Origin of the sequence: Pseudomonas sp. TWI628 (genome assembly GCF_039673865.1) — a bacterium.
Lineage (GTDB): Bacteria > Pseudomonadota > Gammaproteobacteria > Pseudomonadales > Pseudomonadaceae > Aquipseudomonas.
In genome coordinates, this window is sequence record NZ_JBDJMM010000023.1 from 23,049 (window position 1) to 42,398 (window position 19,350).

Consider the following 19,350-nt stretch of genomic DNA (forward strand, 5'->3'; position numbering starts at 1 on the left):
ATCACGGCCGCTGCCAGGGAAAAATCGCCGGGAAGCCCGTGGCGTCGGTCGCCGTCATCGGGTGCGCGACCAGAAAACCCTGAACGTAAGCGCAACCGTTTGCCTTCAGCCACGCAGCCTGGGCCTGTGTTTCAACCCCCTCTGCGATCACGGTGATGCCGTAGTCTGCGCACAGGACGATGACACTGCGCACCAACGCGGCATCCACCGCCGAGTCCGGCAGGCGCGCCACCAGATGGCGGTCCAGCTTCAACGTGTCGATGGGCAGGTCGCGCAGCATGCGCAGCGAACAGTCGCCCGCGCCGAAATCATCCAGCGCCACCCGCACGCCCAGCTCGCGCAGGCGGTGAATCTGCTTGATCGCCGTGTCGATGTTGTACATCAACGAGGTCTCGGCCACCTCCACCTCCAGTTGCGCCGGGTCGAGCTGGTAATCCTGGATCACCCGCTGCAGCTCATCGACCAGGCTGGGCATGGAGAACTGCGCGCGGCTCAGGCTGATACCCAATACCAGCTCCGGGGCGAAACGCTGGCACCAGGCCTGACGCTGGGCGGCGCCTTGACGGTAAATCCAGCTGGCCAGTCGGTTGATCAGCCGTGCCTCTTCCAGCAACGGTATGAACAGCCCGGGCGGCACATCGCCAACACTGGGGTGCTGCCAGCGCAGCAGGGCCTCGAAACCCCGTAGCTGGCCATCGGCAAAGGCCACCTGGGGTTGGTACACGAGGCTGAAATCCTGGGCCTCGATGGCATTGCGCACACTGTCTTCAAGCATCAGCCGCGAGCGGGCGCGACCATTGAGCTCCTGATCATAGAAGCGATACTGCTGGCGGCCGGCCCGCTTGGCGGCGTACATCGCCGTATCGGCGGCGCGCAGCAGGCCTTCGACATTGCCGCCGCAGTCGGGGTAGGTGGCGATGCCGATGCTGACACCCAGGCACACATCCAGCCCGTCCACCTGCTGCTGGATCGACACCCGCTCAAGCAGTTTCTCGGCATAGCGCCCGGCCTGTTCCGGGTAGGGCAGGCCATCGAACAGTGCAGTGAACTCGTCGCCGCCCATGCGCGCCAGCAGGGCCTCGCTGCCAAGGCAGTCCTTGATCTGCTCGGCCACCCAGTGAAGCACCCGGTCACCGGCCTCATGGCCCAGTGAGTCGTTGATCCGCTTGAAGCCATCGAGGTCCATGTACATCAGGGCCTGGCTCTTGTTCGAGCGCTCGCCGCGCAGCAAGGCGCCTTCGGCGGCCTGGTAGAACCCTCGGCGGTTGAGCAGCCCGGTCAAGGGGTCGGTCACCGCCTGGTATTCGAGCTGCTGGTGCAGATTGCGCTCAACCGACATGTCCAGCACCGTGACCACCATCGCCTGCTGCTCTGCCGGCAACGGCGCACACGACAGCGCCACGGGCAGCAGCTGACCACCCGGGGTGCGCAGGTGGGCATCGTGGACCCGCACGATCTGCCGGGCGAGATACGCGCTGTGGAACTCGGATTCGCTCCACAGGGTGGCGTTGGCCAATTGCAGCAGATCGAGCAGGTGGCCCCCCTGCAGTTGTTCGACCGGGGTATGCATCAAGCGCGAAATTGCCGGGTTGGCGAAGCTGATGACACCTTCGGCATCGACCACCAGGATGCCTTCGGCGGCATTTTCCAGAATCGAGGCGTTGAACGCCCGGGCAGCCTCAAGTTCGCGGGTCAGCCGCTGCAACATGCGCCGGTTGCGCTGCTGGTCCAGCTGCGCCTGCACCTTGGGCTTGAGAATCTGTGGATCGAACGGCTTGAACAGGTAATCCACCGCACCACTGGCATAGCCCTTGAGCACGGCGGCATCGGACTGCTCGTTGGCGGTGAGGAAAATGATCGGAGTCAGCCGGGTTCGCTGGCTGCCGCGCATCAGGCGGGCGACTTCAAAGCCGTCCATTTCGGGCATCTGCACATCGAGCAGGACCAGATCGACTTCGTGTTCGAGCAACGTACCCAAGGCTTCCATCCCTGAGCTTGCCGTCAACACTTGCCAATCGTTGCGCGCCAGCAAGGCCCGCATGCTGATGAGGTTTTCCGGGTAATCGTCTACCACCAGGAGAACCGATTGGCCATCCAGTGGTTGAGGGTAAGCGCCATCCATGCTGCTTCTCTTGTTTGACCGACTTCGACTTGCTATTGGATCCGATTAATACTCTAGACCTGCAGTTGCGACAAGCAATGCAATCAGATCGCTATCAATGGATAAGTTTCACGGTAGCCGACTAACGGTCGCCTTGCAGCTTTTTCGACGCATAAAAAAACCCGCATCGCTGCGGGTTTTCTTCTTACACCTGTGGATCAGTTGACCTTGGCGGCCAGCTCACCCTTCAGATAGCGCTGGAACATGCCTTCCAGGGAGATCGGCTTGATCTTCGAGGCATTGCCGGCAGTGCCGAACGCTTCGTAACGGGCGATGCACACGTCACGCATGGCCTTCACGGTTTCACCGAAGAACTTGCGTGGGTCGAACTCGCTCGGGTTCTGTGCCATCAGGCGGCGCATGGCACCGGTGGACGCCAGGCGCAGGTCGGTGTCGATGTTGACCTTGCGCACGCCGTGCTTGATGCCTTCGACGATCTCTTCGACCGGTACGCCGTAGGTCTCTTTGATGTCGCCGCCGTACTGGTTGATGATCGCCAGCCACTCTTGCGGTACCGAGGAAGAACCGTGCATCACCAGGTGGGTGTTAGGGATGCGCTTGTGGATTTCCTTGATGCGGTCGATCGCCAGCACGTCACCGGTAGGCGGCTTGGTGAACTTGTAGGCACCGTGGCTGGTGCCGATGGCGATGGCCAGAGCGTCGACCTGGGTCTTCTTGACGAAGTCGGCGGCTTCTTCCGGGTCGGTCAGCATCTGGCTGTGGTCCAGCACGCCTTCGGCACCGATGCCGTCTTCTTCACCGGCCATGCCGGTTTCCAGCGAACCCAGGCAGCCCAGCTCGCCTTCCACCGAAACGCCGCAGGCGTGGGCCATGGCCACGGTCTGCTGGGTAACGCGGACGTTGTACTCGTAGTCGGTCGGGGTCTTGCCGTCTTCACCCAGCGAGCCGTCCATCATCACCGAGCTGAAGCCCAGCTGGATCGAGCGCTGGCAGACATCAGGGCTGGTGCCGTGGTCCTGGTGCATGCACACCGGGATGTGCGGGAATTCTTCGATGGCGGCCAGGATCAGGTGGCGCAGGAATGGAGCACCGGCATATTTGCGGGCACCGGCCGAAGCCTGGACGATCACCGGGGAGTCGGTCTTGTCGGCCGCTTCCATGATGGCGCGCATCTGCTCGAGGTTGTTGACGTTGAAAGCCGGAACGCCGTAACCGAACTCGGCGGCGTGGTCCAGCATCTGGCGCATGCTAATGAGTGCCATTGTGTATCTCTCTCCCGACAAGCGTCGTTTGTTTCGTGCAAGCCTGCCGCAGGGGCGGTTGCTGTTCAAGTAGTGTGGGCCGCCTGTGCGGCCCGGCCAGTCACGGTGCCTTGCAGCCCCGCCCAATCAGATCGTTGGTTGCCACCCAGTACACCAGGCCTTCTTCGCCCTTGGTGTGAAAGGCCAGCACGCCATCGCTGTACAGCGCGCCAGAGGCGCCCGGCTCGGCCTTGAGCCGATAGACCTGATCACCGCCGCCGAGGCGTACGTCAACCTGGTCCCGTTGTGCATCAGCGAAGCGCCACAGCACCTCGACCTGGGTGTCACAGACCCAGCGGGTCCAGTTGTCCGCCGGGGCGGAAGGTGCAGGCTGCATCAGTGAGCATCCTGCCAGTGTCGCCAGGGCCATCGAGGCCAGCAGCGCTTTCATTACATATCCTCTAGATGACCACACAGCGGTCGCTTGGTTGCCTGCCCCGACGAAACGCTTGGTTCGGTCTTTCTCTTCAAGGGCAACCCGGCGCCTGGTGCTGGTGTTCTTCGTCATACTTTTCCAGGCCTTGCGGGCCTACGCGCTTGCTGATGACCGGCACGGTCTCGGCCTGCCACTCGGACTGGTAGCACCCGCCCTTGGGCGGGTGCGCCGGGTCGGCATCCGAAGACGGGCTGCTGGAGCAGGCGCCCAGCAGGCCGGCCAGGATCATCACAGGCAATTGCTTGACCATCAGGTCGCTCCCTTTGCCAGGCGCCGCCATTGTCAGGCTTTTGCCCGCTCTTCCAGGATCGCCACGGCTGGCAGCACTTTGCCTTCGACGAACTCGAGGAAGGCACCGCCACCGGTAGAAATGTAGGAGATATCCTTGCTGACGCCATATTTGTCGATGGCAGCCAGGGTATCGCCACCACCGGCGATGGAGAACGCAGCGCTTTCAGCGATGGCCTTGGCCAGCACCTGGGTGCCGTTGCCGAACTGGTCGAATTCGAACACGCCGACCGGGCCGTTCCACAGAATGGTCTTCGACGACTTCAGCAGCTCGGCGAAATTGGCAGCGGTCTGTGGGCCGATGTCGAGGATCATGTCATCGGCGGCTACGTCGGCGATGGCCTTGACGGTGGCTTCGGCGTCTTCGGCGAACGCCTTGGCCACCACCACGTCGACCGGCAGCGGCACACTGACCTTGGCGGCGATGGCTTTGGCGGTTTCGACCAGGTCAGGCTCGTACAGCGACTTGCCAACCGGGTGACCGGCAGCAGCCAGGAAGGTGTTGGCGATGCCGCCACCGACGATCAGCTGGTCGCAGACGCTGCTCAGGCTGTTCAGCACGTCCAGCTTGGTCGATACCTTGGAGCCGGCGACGATGGCCGCCATCGGCTTGGCCGGGGCTTTCAGGGCCTTGCCCAGCGCGTCCAGTTCGGCAGCCAGCAGCGGGCCAGCGGCAGCGACCTTGGCGAACTTGGCGACGCCATGGGTGGAGCCTTCGGCGCGGTGAGCAGTACCGAAAGCGTCCATCACGAACACGTCGCACAGTGCGGCATACTGCTGCGCCAGCTCGTCGGCGTTCTTCTTCTCGCCCTTGTTGAAGCGTACGTTCTCGAACAGCACCAGGTCACCGGCGCTGACCTGAACACCGCCCAGGTAATCGGCAACCAGCGGCACGTCGCGGCCCAGGGCCTTGCTCAGGTAGTCGGCTACCGGCTTGAGGCTGTTCTCGGCAGAGAACTCGCCTTCGGTCGGGCGGCCCAGGTGCGAGCAGACCATTACCGCCGCACCCTTTTCCAGGGCCAGCTTGATGGTCGGCAGCGCTGCCAGGATACGCGCATCGCTGGTTACCACACCGTCCTTCACAGGTACGTTGAGGTCTTCGCGGATCAGTACGCGCTTACCTTGCAGGTCGAGGTCGGTCATCTTCAACACGGTCATGAATGCAGTCCTTCAGGGCTGTTTGCTGCGGGTTGGGTGGACGACGTGCAGATAATGTTCGGCTACGTCGAGCATACGGTTGGCAAACCCCCATTCGTTGTCGAACCAAGCCAGCAGGTTCACCAGGCGTGGGCCTGAGACGCGGGTCTGGCTGGCATCGACAATGGCCGAATGCGGGTCATGGTTGAAATCACAGCTGGCGTGAGGCAGCTCGGTGTAGGCCAGCAAGCCTTTGAGCGGGCCGCTCTGCGCCGCCTCGCGCAACACCCGGTTGACCTCGGCCGCACTGGTGTCGCGGGCGGTCTGCAGGGTGATATCCAGGCACGAGACGTTGACGGTCGGCACGCGTACCGCTTTGGCCTGGATTCGCCCGGCAAGTTCCGGAAGCAGGCGTTCGATGCCGCGCGCCAGGCCAGTGGATACCGGGATCACCGACTGGAAGGCCGAGCGCGTGCGGCGCAGGTCCTCGTGATGATAGGCGTCGATCACCGGCTGGTCGTTCATCGCCGAGTGGATGGTGGTGATCTGTACGTACTCGATGCCGAATGCCTGGTCCAGCACGCGCAGCAGCGGTACGCCGCAGTTGGTGGTGCAGGAGGCGTTGGACACCAGGCGTTCGTTGCCCGTCAGGCAATCCTGGTTGATGCCATAGACCACGGTGGCGTCGACATCGGCCTCGCTGGCCATCGGCTGCGAGAACAATACGCGCGGCGCGCCGGCATCGAGGAAACGCTGGCCATCGGCGCGGGTGTGGTAGACGCCGGAGCACTCCAGCACCAGGTCGACACCCAGGGCGGCCCAGTCGATGCCTTCGGGGGTAGCACTGCGCATGACTTTCACGCAGTCGCCATTGATATGCAGACAGTCGCCGTCGACCTTCACCTCGCCGGGGAATCGCCCGTGGGTGGAGTCGAAGCGTGTCAGGTATTCGATGCTGGCCTGATCGGCCAGGTCGTTCAGCGCAACGATCTCGAAACCGGCCTTTGCCCCCCGCTCGAACAGTGCGCGCAGGACACAGCGGCCGATGCGGCCGTAACCGTTGAGTGCAACTTTGTAGGGACGCGGGTGGGGCATTCGTTGGCTCGCTAACGCATGATGGCTATTGGGGCCGCCATGCGGCCCATTCGCGACACAAGGCCGCTCCCACAAAGACCGCGATGCAAGCGGACCCTGTGGGAGCGGCCTTGCGCCGCGAACGAGGGCCTACGGCCCTCGCCTTGCCTGTATCAGTCTTCCAGCAGCTCTTCGGCGGTGCCCAGGATGTTTTCCAGGGTGAAGCCGAATTCCTCGAACAGTGCAGCAGCCGGAGCCGATTCACCGTAGGTGGTCATGCCGATGATACGACCTTCCAGGCCCACGTACTTGTACCAGAAGTCCGCGTGGGCGGCTTCGATGGCGATACGTGCAGCGACTTCGACCGGCAGTACCGACTGCTTGTAGGCAGCGTCCTGGGCGTCGAACACGCTGGTGCAAGGCATGGAAACCACGCGCACCTTGCGGCCCTGCTCGGTCAGCTTGGCGTGTGCCTGAACGGCCAGGCCCACTTCCGAACCGGTGGCGATCAGGATCAGCTCAGGCTCGCCAGCGCAATCCTTGAGCACGTAGCCGCCGCGGCTGATGTCGGCGATCTGCTGGGCGTCGCGCTCCTGGTGCTGCAGGTTCTGACGCGAGAAGATCAGCGCCGATGGGCCGTCCTTGCGCTCCAGGGCGTTTTTCCAGGACACGGCCGATTCGACCGCGTCGGCTGGGCGCCAGGTGTCCAGGTTCGGCGTGCTGCGCAGGCTGGTCAGCTGCTCGATCGGCTGGTGAGTCGGGCCGTCTTCGCCCAGGCCGATGGAGTCGTGGGTGTAGACGTGGATCACGCGCTGCTTCATCAGTGCCGACATGCGCACGGCGTTGCGGGCGTATTCCATGAACATCAGGAAGGTTGCGCCGTAAGGCACCAGGCCACCATGGAGGGCGACGCCGTTCATGATGGCGGTCATGCCGAACTCACGCACGCCGTAGAACACGTAGTTGCCGCTGGCATCGTTGGCTTCGACGCCCTTGCAGCCCTTCCACAGGGTCAGGTTGGAGCCGGCCAGGTCAGCCGAACCGCCGAGGAACTCAGGCAGCATCGGGCCGAAGGCGTTCAGCGCGTTCTGGCTGGCCTTGCGGCTGGCAATGGTTTCACCCTTGGCAGCCACTTCATTGATGTAGGCCTGGGCCTTCTCGCTGAAGTCGGCCGGCAGCTCGCCGCTGTCACGGCGCTTGAACTCGGCAGCCAGCTCCGGGTAGGCCTTGGCGTAGGCGTCGAAACGCTGGTTCCAGGCGGCTTCGGCCTTGGCACCGGCAGCCTTGGCATCCCACTCGGCGTAGATCTCGGCCGGGATTTCGAACGGACCGTGGTTCCAGTTCAGTTCCTTGCGGGCCAGGGCGATTTCGTCGTTGCCCAGCGGTGCGCCGTGGCAGTCTTCCTTGCCCTGCTTGTTCGGCGAACCGAAGCCGATGATGGTCTTGCAGCAGATCAGGGTCGGACGGTCGCTCTTGCGCGCAGTCTCGATGGCCATCTTGATCTCGTCGGCATCGTGACCGTTGACGTTGCGGATGACCTGCCAGTTGTAGGCTTCGAAACGGGCCGGGGTGTTGTCGGTGAACCAGCCGTGCACTTCGCCGTCGATGGAAATGCCGTTATCGTCGTAGAAGGCGATCAGCTTGTTCAGGCCCAGGGTGCCGGCCAGCGAGGCGACTTCATGGGAGATACCTTCCATCATGCAGCCGTCGCCGAGGAACACATAAGTGTTGTGGTCGACGATGTTGTGGCCGTCACGGTTGAACTGGGCGGCCAGCACTTTCTCGGCCAGGGCAAAGCCCACGGCGTTGGCGAGGCCTTGGCCGAGCGGGCCGGTGGTGGTCTCGACGCCTGGGGTGTAGCCGTATTCCGGGTGGCCCGGGGTGCGGCTGTGCAGCTGGCGGAAGGCCTTGAGGTCGTCGATCGACAGGTCGTAGCCAGTCAGGTGCAGCAGCGAATAAATGAGCATCGAGCCGTGGCCGTTGGACAGCACGAAGCGGTCGCGGTCGGCGAAGTCCGGGTTGCTCGGGTTGTGCTTCATGTAGTCGCGCCAAAGCACTTCGGCGATATCCGCCATGCCCATGGGGGCACCTGGGTGGCCGCTGTTGGCCTTTTGCACGGCATCCATGCTGAGTGCACGAATGGCGTTGGCACGTTCACGACGGCTGGGCATCGCTTATCTCCTGGGGCTTGAATAGGTGGTGTCACGAAAAAGGCGGCCATTTTCGCCCACTGCAGGGGCTGGGGGCAATGACGGATGGTCGCAGTTGGGGGATTTTCCTGTGATTGGCCTGCATAACGGCGAAAAAACCGCCAGAGCCATCCGCCCATCAGCCAATATCAAAACTTTTTGATATTGGCCTTGCGGGGGCAGCCCTGCCTGTCTAGACTGCCGCCCCATGAACCTCCGTGCGCAACCGATCCCTCAGCAAAGCGACACACTGGCCGCCCTGTGCAAGGCCAGTGGCGACGAGCTGCGCCTGAACGTGTTGCGCGCCCTGGCCAGTGATTCGTTCGGCGTGCTGGAGCTGGCGCAGATCTTCGACGTCGGCCAGTCGGGCATGAGCCACCACCTCAAGGTGCTGGCCCAGGCCGAGCTGGTGGCCACGCGGCGCGAAGGCAATGCGATCTTCTACCGGCGTGCCCTGCCCGACGGGCAGCGCTTCGGCGGGCGCCTGCACATGGCCCTGCTCGATGAGGTCGACGACCTGACCTTGCCCGAGGATGTCCAGGCCCGTATCGCCCAGGTGCAGCAACGCCGCGCCGCCACCAGCCAGGACTTTTTCCTGCGTGTGGAAGAAAAATTTCGCGCCCAGCAAGACCTCATCGCCGGCTTGCCGCAGTACCGCGAAAGCCTGCTGGCGCTGCTCGACAAGCTGAACTTCGCGCCGACCGCCAGCGCGCTGGAAGTCGGCCCCGGCGATGGCGGCTTCCTGCCAGACCTGGCACGGCGCTTCGCCCAGGTCACGGCCCTGGACAACAGCCCGACCATGCTCGAACTGGCGCGACAGGTCTGCGAACGCGAACGTCTGGGTAATGTAAACCTGCAGTTGGCCGATGCACTGGGTGCAACGGATGTGGAAGCCGACTGCGTTGTGCTGAACATGGTCCTGCACCATTTCAGCGACCCGGCCCTGGCCCTGCGCCAGCTGGCCAAACGGGTGAAAGCAGGCGGCAGCCTGCTGGTCACCGAACTGTGCAGCCATGACCAGGGTTGGGCGCGGGAAGCCTGCGGCGACCTCTGGCTCGGCTTTGAACAGGACGACCTGGCCCGTTGGGCCACAGCAGCCGGGCTGGTCCCCGGGGACAGCCTCTATGTGGGCTTGCGTAACGGTTTCCAGATCCAGGTCCGCCATTTTCAGCGGACGGCTGGCGACACTCACCATCGGTAAATTTTAGGAACCCGTCGAGATGAGCGAATACTCCCTTTTCACCTCCGAGTCCGTGTCCGAAGGGCATCCGGACAAGATCGCCGACCAGATTTCGGACGCGGTCCTTGATGCCATCATCACCCAGGACAAGTACGCCCGCGTTGCCTGCGAAACCCTGGTCAAGACCGGTGTCGCCATCATCGCCGGCGAAGTCACCACGTCTGCCTGGGTCGACCTGGAAGAACTGGTGCGCAAGGTCATCATCGACATCGGCTACAACAGCTCCGACGTCGGCTTCGACGGCGCCACCTGCGCCGTGATGAACATCATCGGCAAACAGTCGGTGGACATCGCCCAGGGCGTCGACCGCTCCAAGCCGGAAGACCAGGGCGCAGGCGACCAAGGCCTGATGTTCGGCTACGCCAGCAACGAAACCGACGTACTGATGCCGGCGCCGATCTGCTTCTCGCACCGCCTGGTCGAGCGCCAGGCCGAAGCACGCAAGTCCGGCCTGCTGCCGTGGCTGCGCCCGGATGCCAAGTCGCAGGTCACCTGCCGTTACGAGAACGGCAAGGTCGTCGGTATCGACGCCGTGGTCCTGTCGACCCAGCACAATCCTGAGGTTTCGCAGAAAGACCTGCAGGAAGCCGTGATGGAGCTGATCGTCAAGCACACCCTGCCGGCCGAACTGCTGCACAAAGGCACCCAGTTCCACATCAACCCGACCGGCAACTTCATCATCGGTGGCCCGGTGGGCGACTGCGGCCTGACCGGCCGCAAGATCATCGTCGACTCCTACGGCGGCATGGCCCGTCACGGTGGTGGCGCGTTCTCCGGCAAGGACCCGTCCAAGGTCGACCGTTCCGCCGCCTACGCCGGCCGCTACGTGGCCAAGAACATCGTTGCCGCCGGCCTGGCCGAACGTTGCGAGATCCAGGTGTCCTACGCCATCGGCGTGGCCCAGCCGACCTCCATCTCGATCAACACCTTCGGCACCGGCAAGGTGTCCGACGACAAGATCATCCAGATCGTGCGCGAGTGCTTCGACCTGCGTCCGTACGCCATCACCAAGATGCTCGACCTGCTGCACCCGATGTACCAGGAAACCGCAGCCTACGGCCACTTCGGCCGTGAGCCGCAGCAGAAAACCGTCGGCGACGACACCTTCACCACCTTCACCTGGGAGCGCACCGACCGCGCCCAGGCGCTGCGCGACGCTGCCGGCCTGTAATTTTCCTGCAGCGGTAACTGAAAGCCCCTGCCGAGTGATCGGCAGGGGCTTTTTTGTGACATATCGGCTGACAACTGCGCGGCGCATCCCTCGCTGCCGTTGCCTAGGCTGAGGCTTCCCCTCCGCCAAGCAAGGATGCTGGCCATGCCGTTGCTGCTCCTGTTTCTGCTCGTTCTATCGATCAATGCGCAAGCCGCTGGCTGCCCGACCTGGTCGTCCGAGCGGGCACATGCCGAAGTCACCCGCCTGCGCGAGACGGTCAGCCACTGGGATGACCACTACCATCGCCTGGGCGAGTCGCTGGTGCCCGATGAGCTCTATGACCAAAGCCGCCAACGCCTGCTGAATCTGCAAGCGTGCTTCGCACTGCACAGCGAGCTGGATTCACTGGCCAGCGCACGCGGGCCGATTGCCCACCCGATCCGCCACACCGGCGTCGACAAGCTCTCGAACGAACAGGCCGTGAGCCAATGGATGGCCGGCAAGACAGGTGTCTGGCTGCAACCGAAGGTCGATGGCGTCGCGGTGACCCTGGTCTATCGCCAAGGCCGGCTGGTCCAGCTGCTCAGCCGGGGTGACGGCAACCAGGGGCATGACTGGAGCCGGCATATCGAGGTACTGGAAGGCATCAACCGGCAGTTGCCCAACCCACTGGAGCTGACCCTGCAAGGGGAGCTGTACCTGCGCCTGGGCGACCATGTGCAAGCGCAGAATGGTAGCGTCAACGCGCGCGCCACCGTCGCGGGACTGCTGGCGCGCAAGCAGCTGGCCCGTGAACAAGGCGCAAACATTGCGCTGTTTGTCTGGGACTGGCCACAAGGGCCGAGCGATCAGGGCGAGCGTGTGGCTCAGCTGGCTGCGCTGGGTTTCCCTGACAGCCAGCGCTACAGCGTGGCCATCAACAGCGCTGGCGAGGCGGCATACTGGCGCCAGCATTGGTATCGCTCTGCCCTGCCCTTCGCCACGGATGGGGTGATCCTGCGCCAGAACACACGGCCATCCGCCGAACGCTGGCAAAGCAATGCGCCTTACTGGATCGCAGCCTGGAAGCACCCCTTTGCCCAGGCGCTGACCGAAGTGCGTGACGTGCACTTTCGCATTGGCCGCACGGGCCGAATCACACCCGTCCTGAAGCTGCAGCCAGTGCAACTCGACGACCGCCTTATTACCCAGGTGAGCCTGGGCTCCCTGGCTCGCTGGCAAGCACTCGATATTCGCCCGGGGGACCAGGTAGCCATCAGCCTGGCGGGGCTGACCATCCCGCGCTTCGAACAGGTAGTGCTTCGCGCCACCGAGCGCGATGCCGTCACGGCGCCTGCGCCGGATCAATACAGCGCTTTGACATGCTGGCAGGTCAGCGAAGGCTGCCAAGAACAGTTCATCGCCCGCCTCACCTGGCTCAGCGGCAAACAAGGCCTGGCCATGCCGGGTACCGGGCCCGGCACTTGGCGACGACTGGTACGAGGCGGGCAGTTAGCATCGCTGGCAGACTGGTTGGCGCTGGACGCCGAGCGGCTGGCCCAGCTACCTGGCATCAGCGATACCCGCGCCAAGCACCTGCAACGTAGCTTCGAGGCTGGTCGCGCCAGGCCTTTCGCCCAGTGGATCAGCGGTCTTGGCGTGCCGATACCACGCAATCTGCCACTTGAGGGCGACTGGGCAACCCTCACTCAGCGCACAGCCACTGAATGGCAAGCCTTGCCCGGCATTGGCGCAACCCGCGCCAGCCAGCTACAAGCGTTTTTCGCGGCCGAGCACGTGCAGGCCCTCGCACAGCAGCTGAGCGAAAGCGGCATCCAGGGCTTCCCCGCCGCTGCCACCCGTATGAGGCAATGAGTTTTAACAAAAACCGTTGCAGGAAAACGCCTGGATTGTTCCAGAAATATCCAACAAGGGTTCCTAAATAGTCAAAACCAAGGCAGGATTTGCCCCATCTTTTGCTGCCCCGCCCCCTCAAGGAGGCTTTGATGAAATTGATTTCCACCCTGGCACTGCTGACCACGCTTGGTCTCGCTGTCGGCGCTACCCAAGCCGCCCAGCCCGAAGAGGGCCTGACCGGTTGCGCCGCCAAGCGCAGTGCCATCGAGAACCAGCTGAAAATCGCCCGCGACCACGGCAACAGCGATCAGGTGGCAGGGCTCGAGGAGGCACTGCGTGGCGTTGACAATTGCACCGACGCCGGCCTGCGTAAAGAGCGCGAGCAGAAAGTGCTCGATGCCCGTCACGAGGTGGCGCAGCGCGAGAAAGACCTGAAGAAGGCCGAGAAAAAAGGCGACGCGGAAAAGATCAACAAGCGCAAGGACAAGCTTGCCGAGTCCCGTAAAGAGCTGCAGGAAGCCGTGGACGACCTGGACCGCTGATCTTGCCTGATCGCCTGTTGATGCAGGCGATCAATGATTGCGGAATTCGCTATGGCACGCCTTGCACGCCGCCTCGACCTTGTCCATCGGTGCCTTCAATTGCGCCGCGTCCAACGGCTGGGCCCGCGTCAGGTCGACCAACTCGCCGGTCACGCCCTCCAGTTGCCGGGCAAGGTCATGGAACCGCGCCTGCCGCTCCCACACCTCTGCTCGCGCGCTACTGTCACCTTCGTCCCGCGCTTGTGGAAAATGCTGCCACGGTGCATGGGCAAGGCCATCGAGCTTCAACGCACCGTCGGCGAACTTCACCCCGTCGAAGGGCAAGCGGCCGCGCAACATGCCGCCCATGTCTTCGCTGGTCTTGAGCATGTCCTTGAAGATTGCCTTGCGCTTGCCCAGCGGCGAGTTGGGGTCGACCCGGTCGCAGGCGGTCAGGGCAAGGGCAGCAAGCAGTACTACGGTCAATCGCTTGAACATCACGGTCACTTCAGCCGACGCAAAGGGGCGGCCAGTATCGCCGCCTGCCAGGCAAAGACCAATAGCCACATAAAACACAAGGGCGAATCTTCATGTTCGCCAGCCACAGGTACACTCTGATGAAATCTGCCCTGCGCCACTTGGCCTGGACACTCCCGGCACTCGCCCTGCTGGTCGGCTGCAACGGCGGCGAAAATGCCAAGCCCGAGCCTCATGCCATCGCCACCTATGCCCCGGCCACCTGGAAAAACCTGCCCGCGGTCAGCGATGAAGACCTGCTGGCCGGCTTCTACGCCTGGCGCAGCGGCTGCGAAAAACTCAAACGCGACCCTGTGTGGGCCGCCACCTGTGAAGCGGCCGGCAGCGACACCGCGAGCGCCACCCAAGTGCGCACGTTCCTTGAGCAGAACCTGCAGGTGTACGGCCTGCGTTCCGCCGACAACAATGCCAACGGCCTGATCACCGGCTACTACGAACCGGTCTACCCCGGCAGCCTGAAGCGCACCGAAGCGGCGCACGTGGCGGTTTATGGCGTACCCGATGACATGATCGTGGTCGACCTGGCCAGCGTATACCCCGAACTCAAGGGCAAGCGCCTGCGTGGCCGCCTGGACGGTCGCGTGCTCAAACCCTACGACACCGCCGAGGTGATCAGCCGCGATGGCGTCAAGGCGCCCGTGCTGGCCTGGCTGACCGATCCGATGGACCTGCAGTTCCTGCAGATCCAGGGCTCGGGCCGGATCCAGCTGGAAGATGGCCGCCAATTGCGCCTGGGTTACGCCGACCAGAACGGCCACCCCTACCGGCCAATCGGCCGCTGGCTGGTGGAGCAAGGCCAGTTGAAAAAAGAAGACGTGACCATGGGCAGCATCCACGCCTGGGCCATGGCCAACCCGCAGCGCGTGCCGGAACTGCTGGCCAGCAACCCTAGCTATGTGTTCTTCAGTGCCCGGCCGGACAGCAATGAAGGGCCGCGCGGCTCGCTGAACGTGCCGCTGACAGCGGGCTACAGCGTGGCCATCGACCGCAAGGTGATCCCGCTGGGTAGCCTGCTGTGGCTGTCCACCACGCGCCCGGATGGGTCGCCAGTGGTACGCCCGGTGGGGGCTCAGGACACCGGCGGGGCGATTGCCGGCGAAGTGCGTGCCGACCTGTTCTGGGGTACCGGACCGGAGGCCGGCGAACTGGCCGGGAACATGAAGCAGCAGGGGCAGATCTGGATGCTGTGGCCCAAGGGCAAGCCGCTGCCAGAGGTACCTAAAGTGCTTTGATCGGCGGTGGCTGCTTCGCGGGCAAGCCCGCGAAGCAGGCGACTCGGTTTCAGATGGAAACCACAAAGAACGCCACGATAATCGCCATCCCGGCAAGCCAAACCAGCGACCGCAACGCCGCCCAATCCGCCAGATAGCAGATGATGTACAACAGCCGGCTGGTGATATACATCACCCCCAGCACATCCTGGGTCACCTGCTCGGCGTTGCCGACGATATCCGCCACCAGCACTGCCGCAGCAAACGCCGGAAACGCCTCGAAGCTGTTCTGCTGGGCCGCATGCGCACGCCTTGGCAGGCCCGACAGGGTATCGAGGAATGCACGCGGGTCATGGTTGTCGCGCAGGCCGAAGCGGCCACTGCTCACCTTCGCAATCAATGCGCACAGTGGCGGCAGGCACAGGGCGATCAGGATGCACCACAGGGCAACAGTCATGCACAGGACTCCTTGTTCAATGTTCAGGTCAGAGCTTCATCACCAGCATGCCTGCCAGGACCAGCCCGCAAGCTAGGAGTCTCGGCCCGCCAAAAGGTTCTTTGAGGTAGCGCATGCCCAACAGTACCACCAGGATCACACTCAACTCGCGCAGGGCCGCCGCCTCGGCCACCGACCCCAGGTGCATGGCCCACAGCACCAGCGCGTAACTGAACAGCACGCAAAAGCCCACTGCCAACCCCAAGCGCCATTGGCTGCGCCAGAACAGCACGAATGGCGCCCGCCGCGCCACGCTGGCCAGCAACGGGAATGGCCAGGCGCTGAGCAGCGTCAACCACACCAGGTAATCCCAGGGCTTGCCCCACAACCGCACTGCCTGGCCGTCGAACCAGGTGTAGCAACCGATACACAGGCCGATCAGCGCAACCACCGGCAACATCGACCAGGGCAGGCGATCACCGCCGCCGCCCTGCCACAACAGGCACGCCATGCCACACGGGATCAGCAGGATGCCGATGATCTGCTGCTGGCTGAGCGACTCACCGGCAAACGCCAGGGTCAGCCCCAGCACCACCAGCGGCGACAGGCCGCGCATCAGAGGATAGACCAGCCCCAGGTCACCGACCCGGTAGGCCTGGATCAGCAAGAACCGGTACAACTGCTCGGCCAGCGCCGAAGCCAGCAGCCATGGCCAGATCTCGGCGGGCGGGAACTCGGTGAAGGCCACCGCGCAGACGGCGAACAGCAACGCCACGAGGTCCATGCTGGCGATCACCAGCAGGCGCTCGGCGCTGAATTTGATCAGGGTGTTCCAGGTCGCGTGCAGCAGGGCGGCGACCAATACCAGGAAAGTTGCCAGCACGCGGGAGAGTCCTTGCCTTGGGATCAAATGGGTTCGCAGCACTATACCTCGGAGCAAAGTGTGGCCACGGAAAAAGACTACACGCTCAGTAGAAGTTTCAGCACGTTCATAAAGCCGTTTCTCGTCGTTCCATTCAATACACTCATCACCCACCGCACCGCATGTAGTTGCGGCGCTCGCGCTGCACCTGAACTCAGCCACTTTAACGAATACACACTCACTTACGAAACACGATTGACGCTTGACCGCTCGCAGGATTAGGATCGCCGCAACGCATGGGGTAACCCGTGCCTACCTTCCGAGGCCCGCAATGCGCAAGCACGCGGGCTTTCGTGTTTCTGGGGCAAGGACACCCGGAACTCATGACTCACTTTGTGGCCTACCTCGACGAATTCGGCCATGTCGGGCAATACGTCTCGCGCACTCACAGCCACTTCAAGACCAGCCCCGTGTTCGGCCTGGGCGGGATTCTTCTTCCCGCTGAAGAAGTACGAGAGTTCGCCATCTTCTTCTATCAGTTGAAATGCCAGTTACTTAGCTGGGACATAATCCATGAAAATCCCAGGAGCCGGAAATGAATGGCGTGAATGAAATGTAGAAGCCTGCACCCTGGCGATGTTCGAAGATGCCAGTGAGAAATGTCGAAGCCTGATTGAGCCTCCCCTGCAGGGCGAAAGCCACCTCTTCCAGACACTGCAATGCGCAGACTGGGTCTGCGGCCTGGTGGGGCGATTGATGGCGATGTCTGTTTCGCCTGAGGAGTACCCAGACTGGGAGCCTTTCGACAGATATTTCTCAGCCCGAATCGCTGAAGCCGCCCTGCCGGGCTCAGGCTTGCAGTACCACCCCCTCATGTTGCCTGTCGGCAAGCGCCCGATGGCAAGAACAGAAGCCTGAAGCTACATACAGGAAACCTCACAACGGATACGCGGTCTACCTGCACAGTCAAAAAGTGTGTCCCGACCCCCTCGCCAGATCATCAAAGAACTGCCCGAGCCATTCGGGTAACGACTTGGAAGCCACTGTCACAGGATTCGGGATGCTTGAACTAGTTGCCGCGTTTATCTGCCTTACCACCCTCCTCACCTATGTAAATTACCGCTTCATCGGCCTGCCACCCGCCATCGGCGTGATGGTCACGGCGCTGCTGTTCTCCCTGATACTGCAGGGCCTGAGCCTGATCGGCTTCCCTGGCCTGGAAGAACGCGTCGAAGGCCTGATGAACCAGATCGACTTCAACGACCTGCTGATGCACTGGATGCTGGCGTTCCTGCTGTTCGCCGGTGCACTGCACGTCAACCTCAGCGACTTGCGCAGCTACCGCTGGCCGATCGGCCTGCTGGCCACCCTGGGCGTGCTGATCGCCACCGTGGTGATCGGCTACCTGTCGCACTGGGTGTTCGCCCTGTTCGGCTGGCAGGTACCGCTGATCTACTGCCTGCTGTTCGGTGCGCTGATCTCCCCGACCGACCCGATCGCCGTACTCGGCGCACTGCGTACCGCCAATGCCTCCAAGCCATTGAAGACCACCATCGTCGGCGAATCGTTGTTCAACGACGGCACCGCGGTCGTGGTGTTCACCGTCCTGCTGGGCATCATCCAGCTGGGCGAAACGCCGAGCGTTGCCGACACCGCCCTGCTGTTCGCCCGCGAAGCCATCGGCGGCGTGCTTTTCGGCGGCGCGATCGGCTATGCCACCTACCGCATGATCAAGAGCGTCGAGCAGTACCAGGTCGAGGTCATGCTGACCCTGGCGTTGGTGATCGGTGGTTCGGCGATGTGCTACGAGCTGCATGTTTCGGCACCGATCGCCATGGTGGTCGCGGGCCTGATCATCGGTAACCTGGGCCGCAACCTGGCGATGAACGACATGACCCGCCGCTATATGGACGGTTTCTGGGAACTGATCGACGACATGCTCAATGCCCTGCTGTTCGCCTTGATCGGCCTGGAGCTGTTGCTGCTGCCATTCAACTGGCTGCACCTGGCGGCGGGTGGTGTGCTGGCGCTGGCGGTGCTGCTGTCGCGGCTGCTGACCGTGGCCCCAGCGATCATGCTGTTGCGTCGCTGGCGGCCGGTGCCTCAGGGCACCATCCGCGTGCTGACCTGGGGTGGCCTGCGCGGGGGCGTGTCGGTTGCACTGGCGCTGTCGCTGCCAATGGGCGACGAACGTGACCTGCTGCTGTCGATCACCTACATCGTGGTGCTGTCTTCGATCCTGGTGCAGGGTTTGAGCATTGGCCGCGTAGTGCGCAAGGTCAGCGCACAGCCTTGAGCATGCCGGGGCCGCTCTGCGGCCCCAGGAACGTCATTCCACCGCAGAGTCCGGGAACTGGTCCTGGACATACTTGATCTCGGTCCGCCCGTGGGCCGCTGGCAAGCCGTCTTCGCCCAGGTTGACGAAGACCATCTTGTCGACTGTCAGGATGCTCTTGCGGGTAATCTTGTTGCGCACTTCACACGTGAGGGTGATCGAGGTGCGGCCAAACTCGGTGGCGGTGATGCCCAACTCGATGATGTCGCCCTGGCGCGAGGCACTGACGAAGTTGATTTCCGACATGTACTTGGTCACAACACGCTGGTTGCCCAGCTGGACGATGGCGTAGATCGCTGCTTCTTCGTCGATCCAGCGCAGCAGGCTGCCACCGAACAGCGTGCCATTGGGGTTAAGGTCTTCGGGTTTTACCCATTTGCGGGTGTGAAAGTTCATCTTTACTCCTGACCGGCTTGGCTAACGTGCGGTAATGATGGCAGAGCGGCCGCCGCCTCTCCATTGATGATCGACTATCGTCTCGATTAATCGACAGAAAACCTTGGGCTCGAAGCACGTCACGGCTATAATCCTCGCCGTTTCACATGGCGGCCCACAGCGGCGTCATGCCCGCCACCTGTCCGAGGGGCGCTGCAGCAGGCTAGGGCCTGTCAGGCTCGGATGGGGCGTTGTCCGCTCTCGCGGGCGCTTAACGCACAACGGCGCCCATTCGCA

18 protein-coding genes and 1 riboswitch are annotated in these 19,350 nt (G+C 63.1%); of the genes, 7 read left to right on the forward strand and 11 right to left on the reverse strand.

Going from position 1 to position 19,350, the window contains the following annotated elements; translation table 11 throughout:
* Position 1 precedes the first annotated feature (1 nt).
* The 7 genes from ABE528_RS18555 to tkt all read right to left on the reverse strand — a co-directional run bounded on the left by ABE528_RS18555 (position 2) and on the right by tkt (position 8,529).
* Positions 2 to 2,122 carry an EAL domain-containing protein gene (locus ABE528_RS18555; protein WP_152955661.1) on the reverse strand — a complete coding sequence of 707 codons (2,121 nt, stop codon included), beginning with the start codon at positions 2,120 to 2,122 and terminating at the stop codon, positions 2 to 4.
* A gap of 197 nt (positions 2,123 to 2,319) precedes the next feature.
* Complete coding sequence (gene fba / locus ABE528_RS18560) at positions 2,320 to 3,384, reverse strand: class II fructose-bisphosphate aldolase (protein WP_008093958.1); 1,065 nt, start codon at positions 3,382 to 3,384, stop codon at positions 2,320 to 2,322.
* A gap of 100 nt (positions 3,385 to 3,484) precedes the next feature.
* Positions 3,485 to 3,814, reverse strand: a complete 330-nt coding sequence (locus ABE528_RS18565; RefSeq protein ID WP_152955660.1) for an MliC family protein — start codon at positions 3,812 to 3,814, stop codon at positions 3,485 to 3,487.
* Positions 3,815 to 3,890: 76 nt separating this feature from the next.
* Entirely contained in the window at positions 3,891 to 4,109 is a 219-nt protein-coding gene (locus ABE528_RS18570) for a hypothetical protein (RefSeq protein WP_152955659.1), read from the reverse strand.
* A 32-nt stretch (positions 4,110 to 4,141) separates the two neighbouring features.
* The gene (locus ABE528_RS18575; protein ID WP_152955658.1) at positions 4,142 to 5,305 is read right to left on the reverse strand and encodes a phosphoglycerate kinase; all 1,164 of its coding nucleotides are present in this window, start codon (positions 5,303 to 5,305) and stop codon (positions 4,142 to 4,144) included.
* Positions 5,306 to 5,317: 12 nt separating this feature from the next.
* Positions 5,318 to 6,379, reverse strand: a complete 1,062-nt coding sequence (gene epd, locus ABE528_RS18580; protein ID WP_152955657.1) for an erythrose-4-phosphate dehydrogenase — start codon at positions 6,377 to 6,379, stop codon at positions 5,318 to 5,320.
* Positions 6,380 to 6,531: 152 nt separating this feature from the next.
* On the reverse strand, positions 6,532 to 8,529 hold the full coding sequence (gene tkt / locus ABE528_RS18585; protein WP_152955656.1) for a transketolase: 1,998 nt from the start codon (positions 8,527 to 8,529) through the stop codon (positions 6,532 to 6,534).
* 226 nt (positions 8,530 to 8,755) lie between these two features.
* Here tkt and ABE528_RS18590 point away from each other — a divergent pair, with 226 nt between their 5' ends.
* The 4 genes from ABE528_RS18590 (at position 8,756) to ABE528_RS18605 (ending at position 13,318) form a co-directional block, all read left to right on the forward strand.
* A complete protein-coding gene (locus tag ABE528_RS18590; protein WP_152955655.1) occupies positions 8,756 to 9,748 on the forward strand; it encodes a metalloregulator ArsR/SmtB family transcription factor in 993 nt (330 codons plus the stop codon).
* A 19-nt stretch (positions 9,749 to 9,767) separates the two neighbouring features.
* Complete coding sequence (gene metK / locus ABE528_RS18595; protein ID WP_060510781.1) at positions 9,768 to 10,958, forward strand: methionine adenosyltransferase; 1,191 nt, start codon at positions 9,768 to 9,770, stop codon at positions 10,956 to 10,958.
* Between the two features lie 144 nt (positions 10,959 to 11,102).
* Positions 11,103 to 12,794, forward strand: coding sequence for an NAD-dependent DNA ligase LigB (gene ligB, locus ABE528_RS18600; protein WP_346653737.1), 1,692 nt, complete (start codon positions 11,103 to 11,105; stop codon positions 12,792 to 12,794).
* A gap of 131 nt (positions 12,795 to 12,925) precedes the next feature.
* Positions 12,926 to 13,318 (forward strand): DUF1090 domain-containing protein, encoded by a 393-nt coding sequence (locus tag ABE528_RS18605; protein ID WP_346653738.1) that lies wholly within the window; start codon positions 12,926 to 12,928, stop codon positions 13,316 to 13,318.
* Between the two features lie 30 nt (positions 13,319 to 13,348).
* On the opposite strand, the gene ABE528_RS18610 is transcribed toward ABE528_RS18605, so the two are convergent.
* Positions 13,349 to 13,795: a cytochrome c gene (locus ABE528_RS18610; protein WP_152955652.1), complete on the reverse strand. Its 447-nt coding sequence runs from the start codon at positions 13,793 to 13,795 to the stop codon at positions 13,349 to 13,351.
* Positions 13,796 to 13,914: 119 nt separating this feature from the next.
* Here ABE528_RS18610 and ABE528_RS18615 point away from each other — a divergent pair, with 119 nt between their 5' ends.
* Positions 13,915 to 15,066, forward strand: coding sequence for an MltA domain-containing protein (locus ABE528_RS18615; protein WP_346653739.1), 1,152 nt, complete (start codon positions 13,915 to 13,917; stop codon positions 15,064 to 15,066).
* Between the two features lie 49 nt (positions 15,067 to 15,115).
* On the opposite strand, the gene ABE528_RS18620 is transcribed toward ABE528_RS18615, so the two are convergent.
* Together ABE528_RS18620 and ABE528_RS18625 are read right to left on the reverse strand one after the other, a co-directional pair.
* Positions 15,116 to 15,502, reverse strand: a complete 387-nt coding sequence (locus tag ABE528_RS18620; RefSeq protein ID WP_152955650.1) for an MAPEG family protein — start codon at positions 15,500 to 15,502, stop codon at positions 15,116 to 15,118.
* 28 nt (positions 15,503 to 15,530) lie between these two features.
* Positions 15,531 to 16,364, reverse strand: a complete 834-nt coding sequence (locus ABE528_RS18625; protein ID WP_346653740.1) for an EamA family transporter — start codon at positions 16,362 to 16,364, stop codon at positions 15,531 to 15,533.
* A 362-nt stretch (positions 16,365 to 16,726) separates the two neighbouring features.
* Here ABE528_RS18625 and ABE528_RS18630 point away from each other — a divergent pair, with 362 nt between their 5' ends.
* Both ABE528_RS18630 and ABE528_RS18635 read left to right on the forward strand, forming a co-directional pair.
* Positions 16,727 to 16,942 carry a DUF3800 domain-containing protein gene (locus ABE528_RS18630; RefSeq protein WP_346653741.1) on the forward strand — a complete coding sequence of 72 codons (216 nt, stop codon included), beginning with the start codon at positions 16,727 to 16,729 and terminating at the stop codon, positions 16,940 to 16,942.
* 461 nt (positions 16,943 to 17,403) lie between these two features.
* Entirely contained in the window at positions 17,404 to 18,639 is a 1,236-nt protein-coding gene (locus tag ABE528_RS18635; RefSeq protein WP_152955648.1) for a sodium:proton antiporter, read from the forward strand.
* Positions 18,640 to 18,672: 33 nt separating this feature from the next.
* On the opposite strand, the gene ABE528_RS18640 is transcribed toward ABE528_RS18635, so the two are convergent.
* Entirely contained in the window at positions 18,673 to 19,074 is a 402-nt protein-coding gene (locus ABE528_RS18640) for a hotdog domain-containing protein (RefSeq protein ID WP_152955647.1), read from the reverse strand.
* A 178-nt stretch (positions 19,075 to 19,252) separates the two neighbouring features.
* A riboswitch (S-adenosyl-L-homocysteine riboswitch) is annotated at positions 19,253 to 19,350 on the forward strand.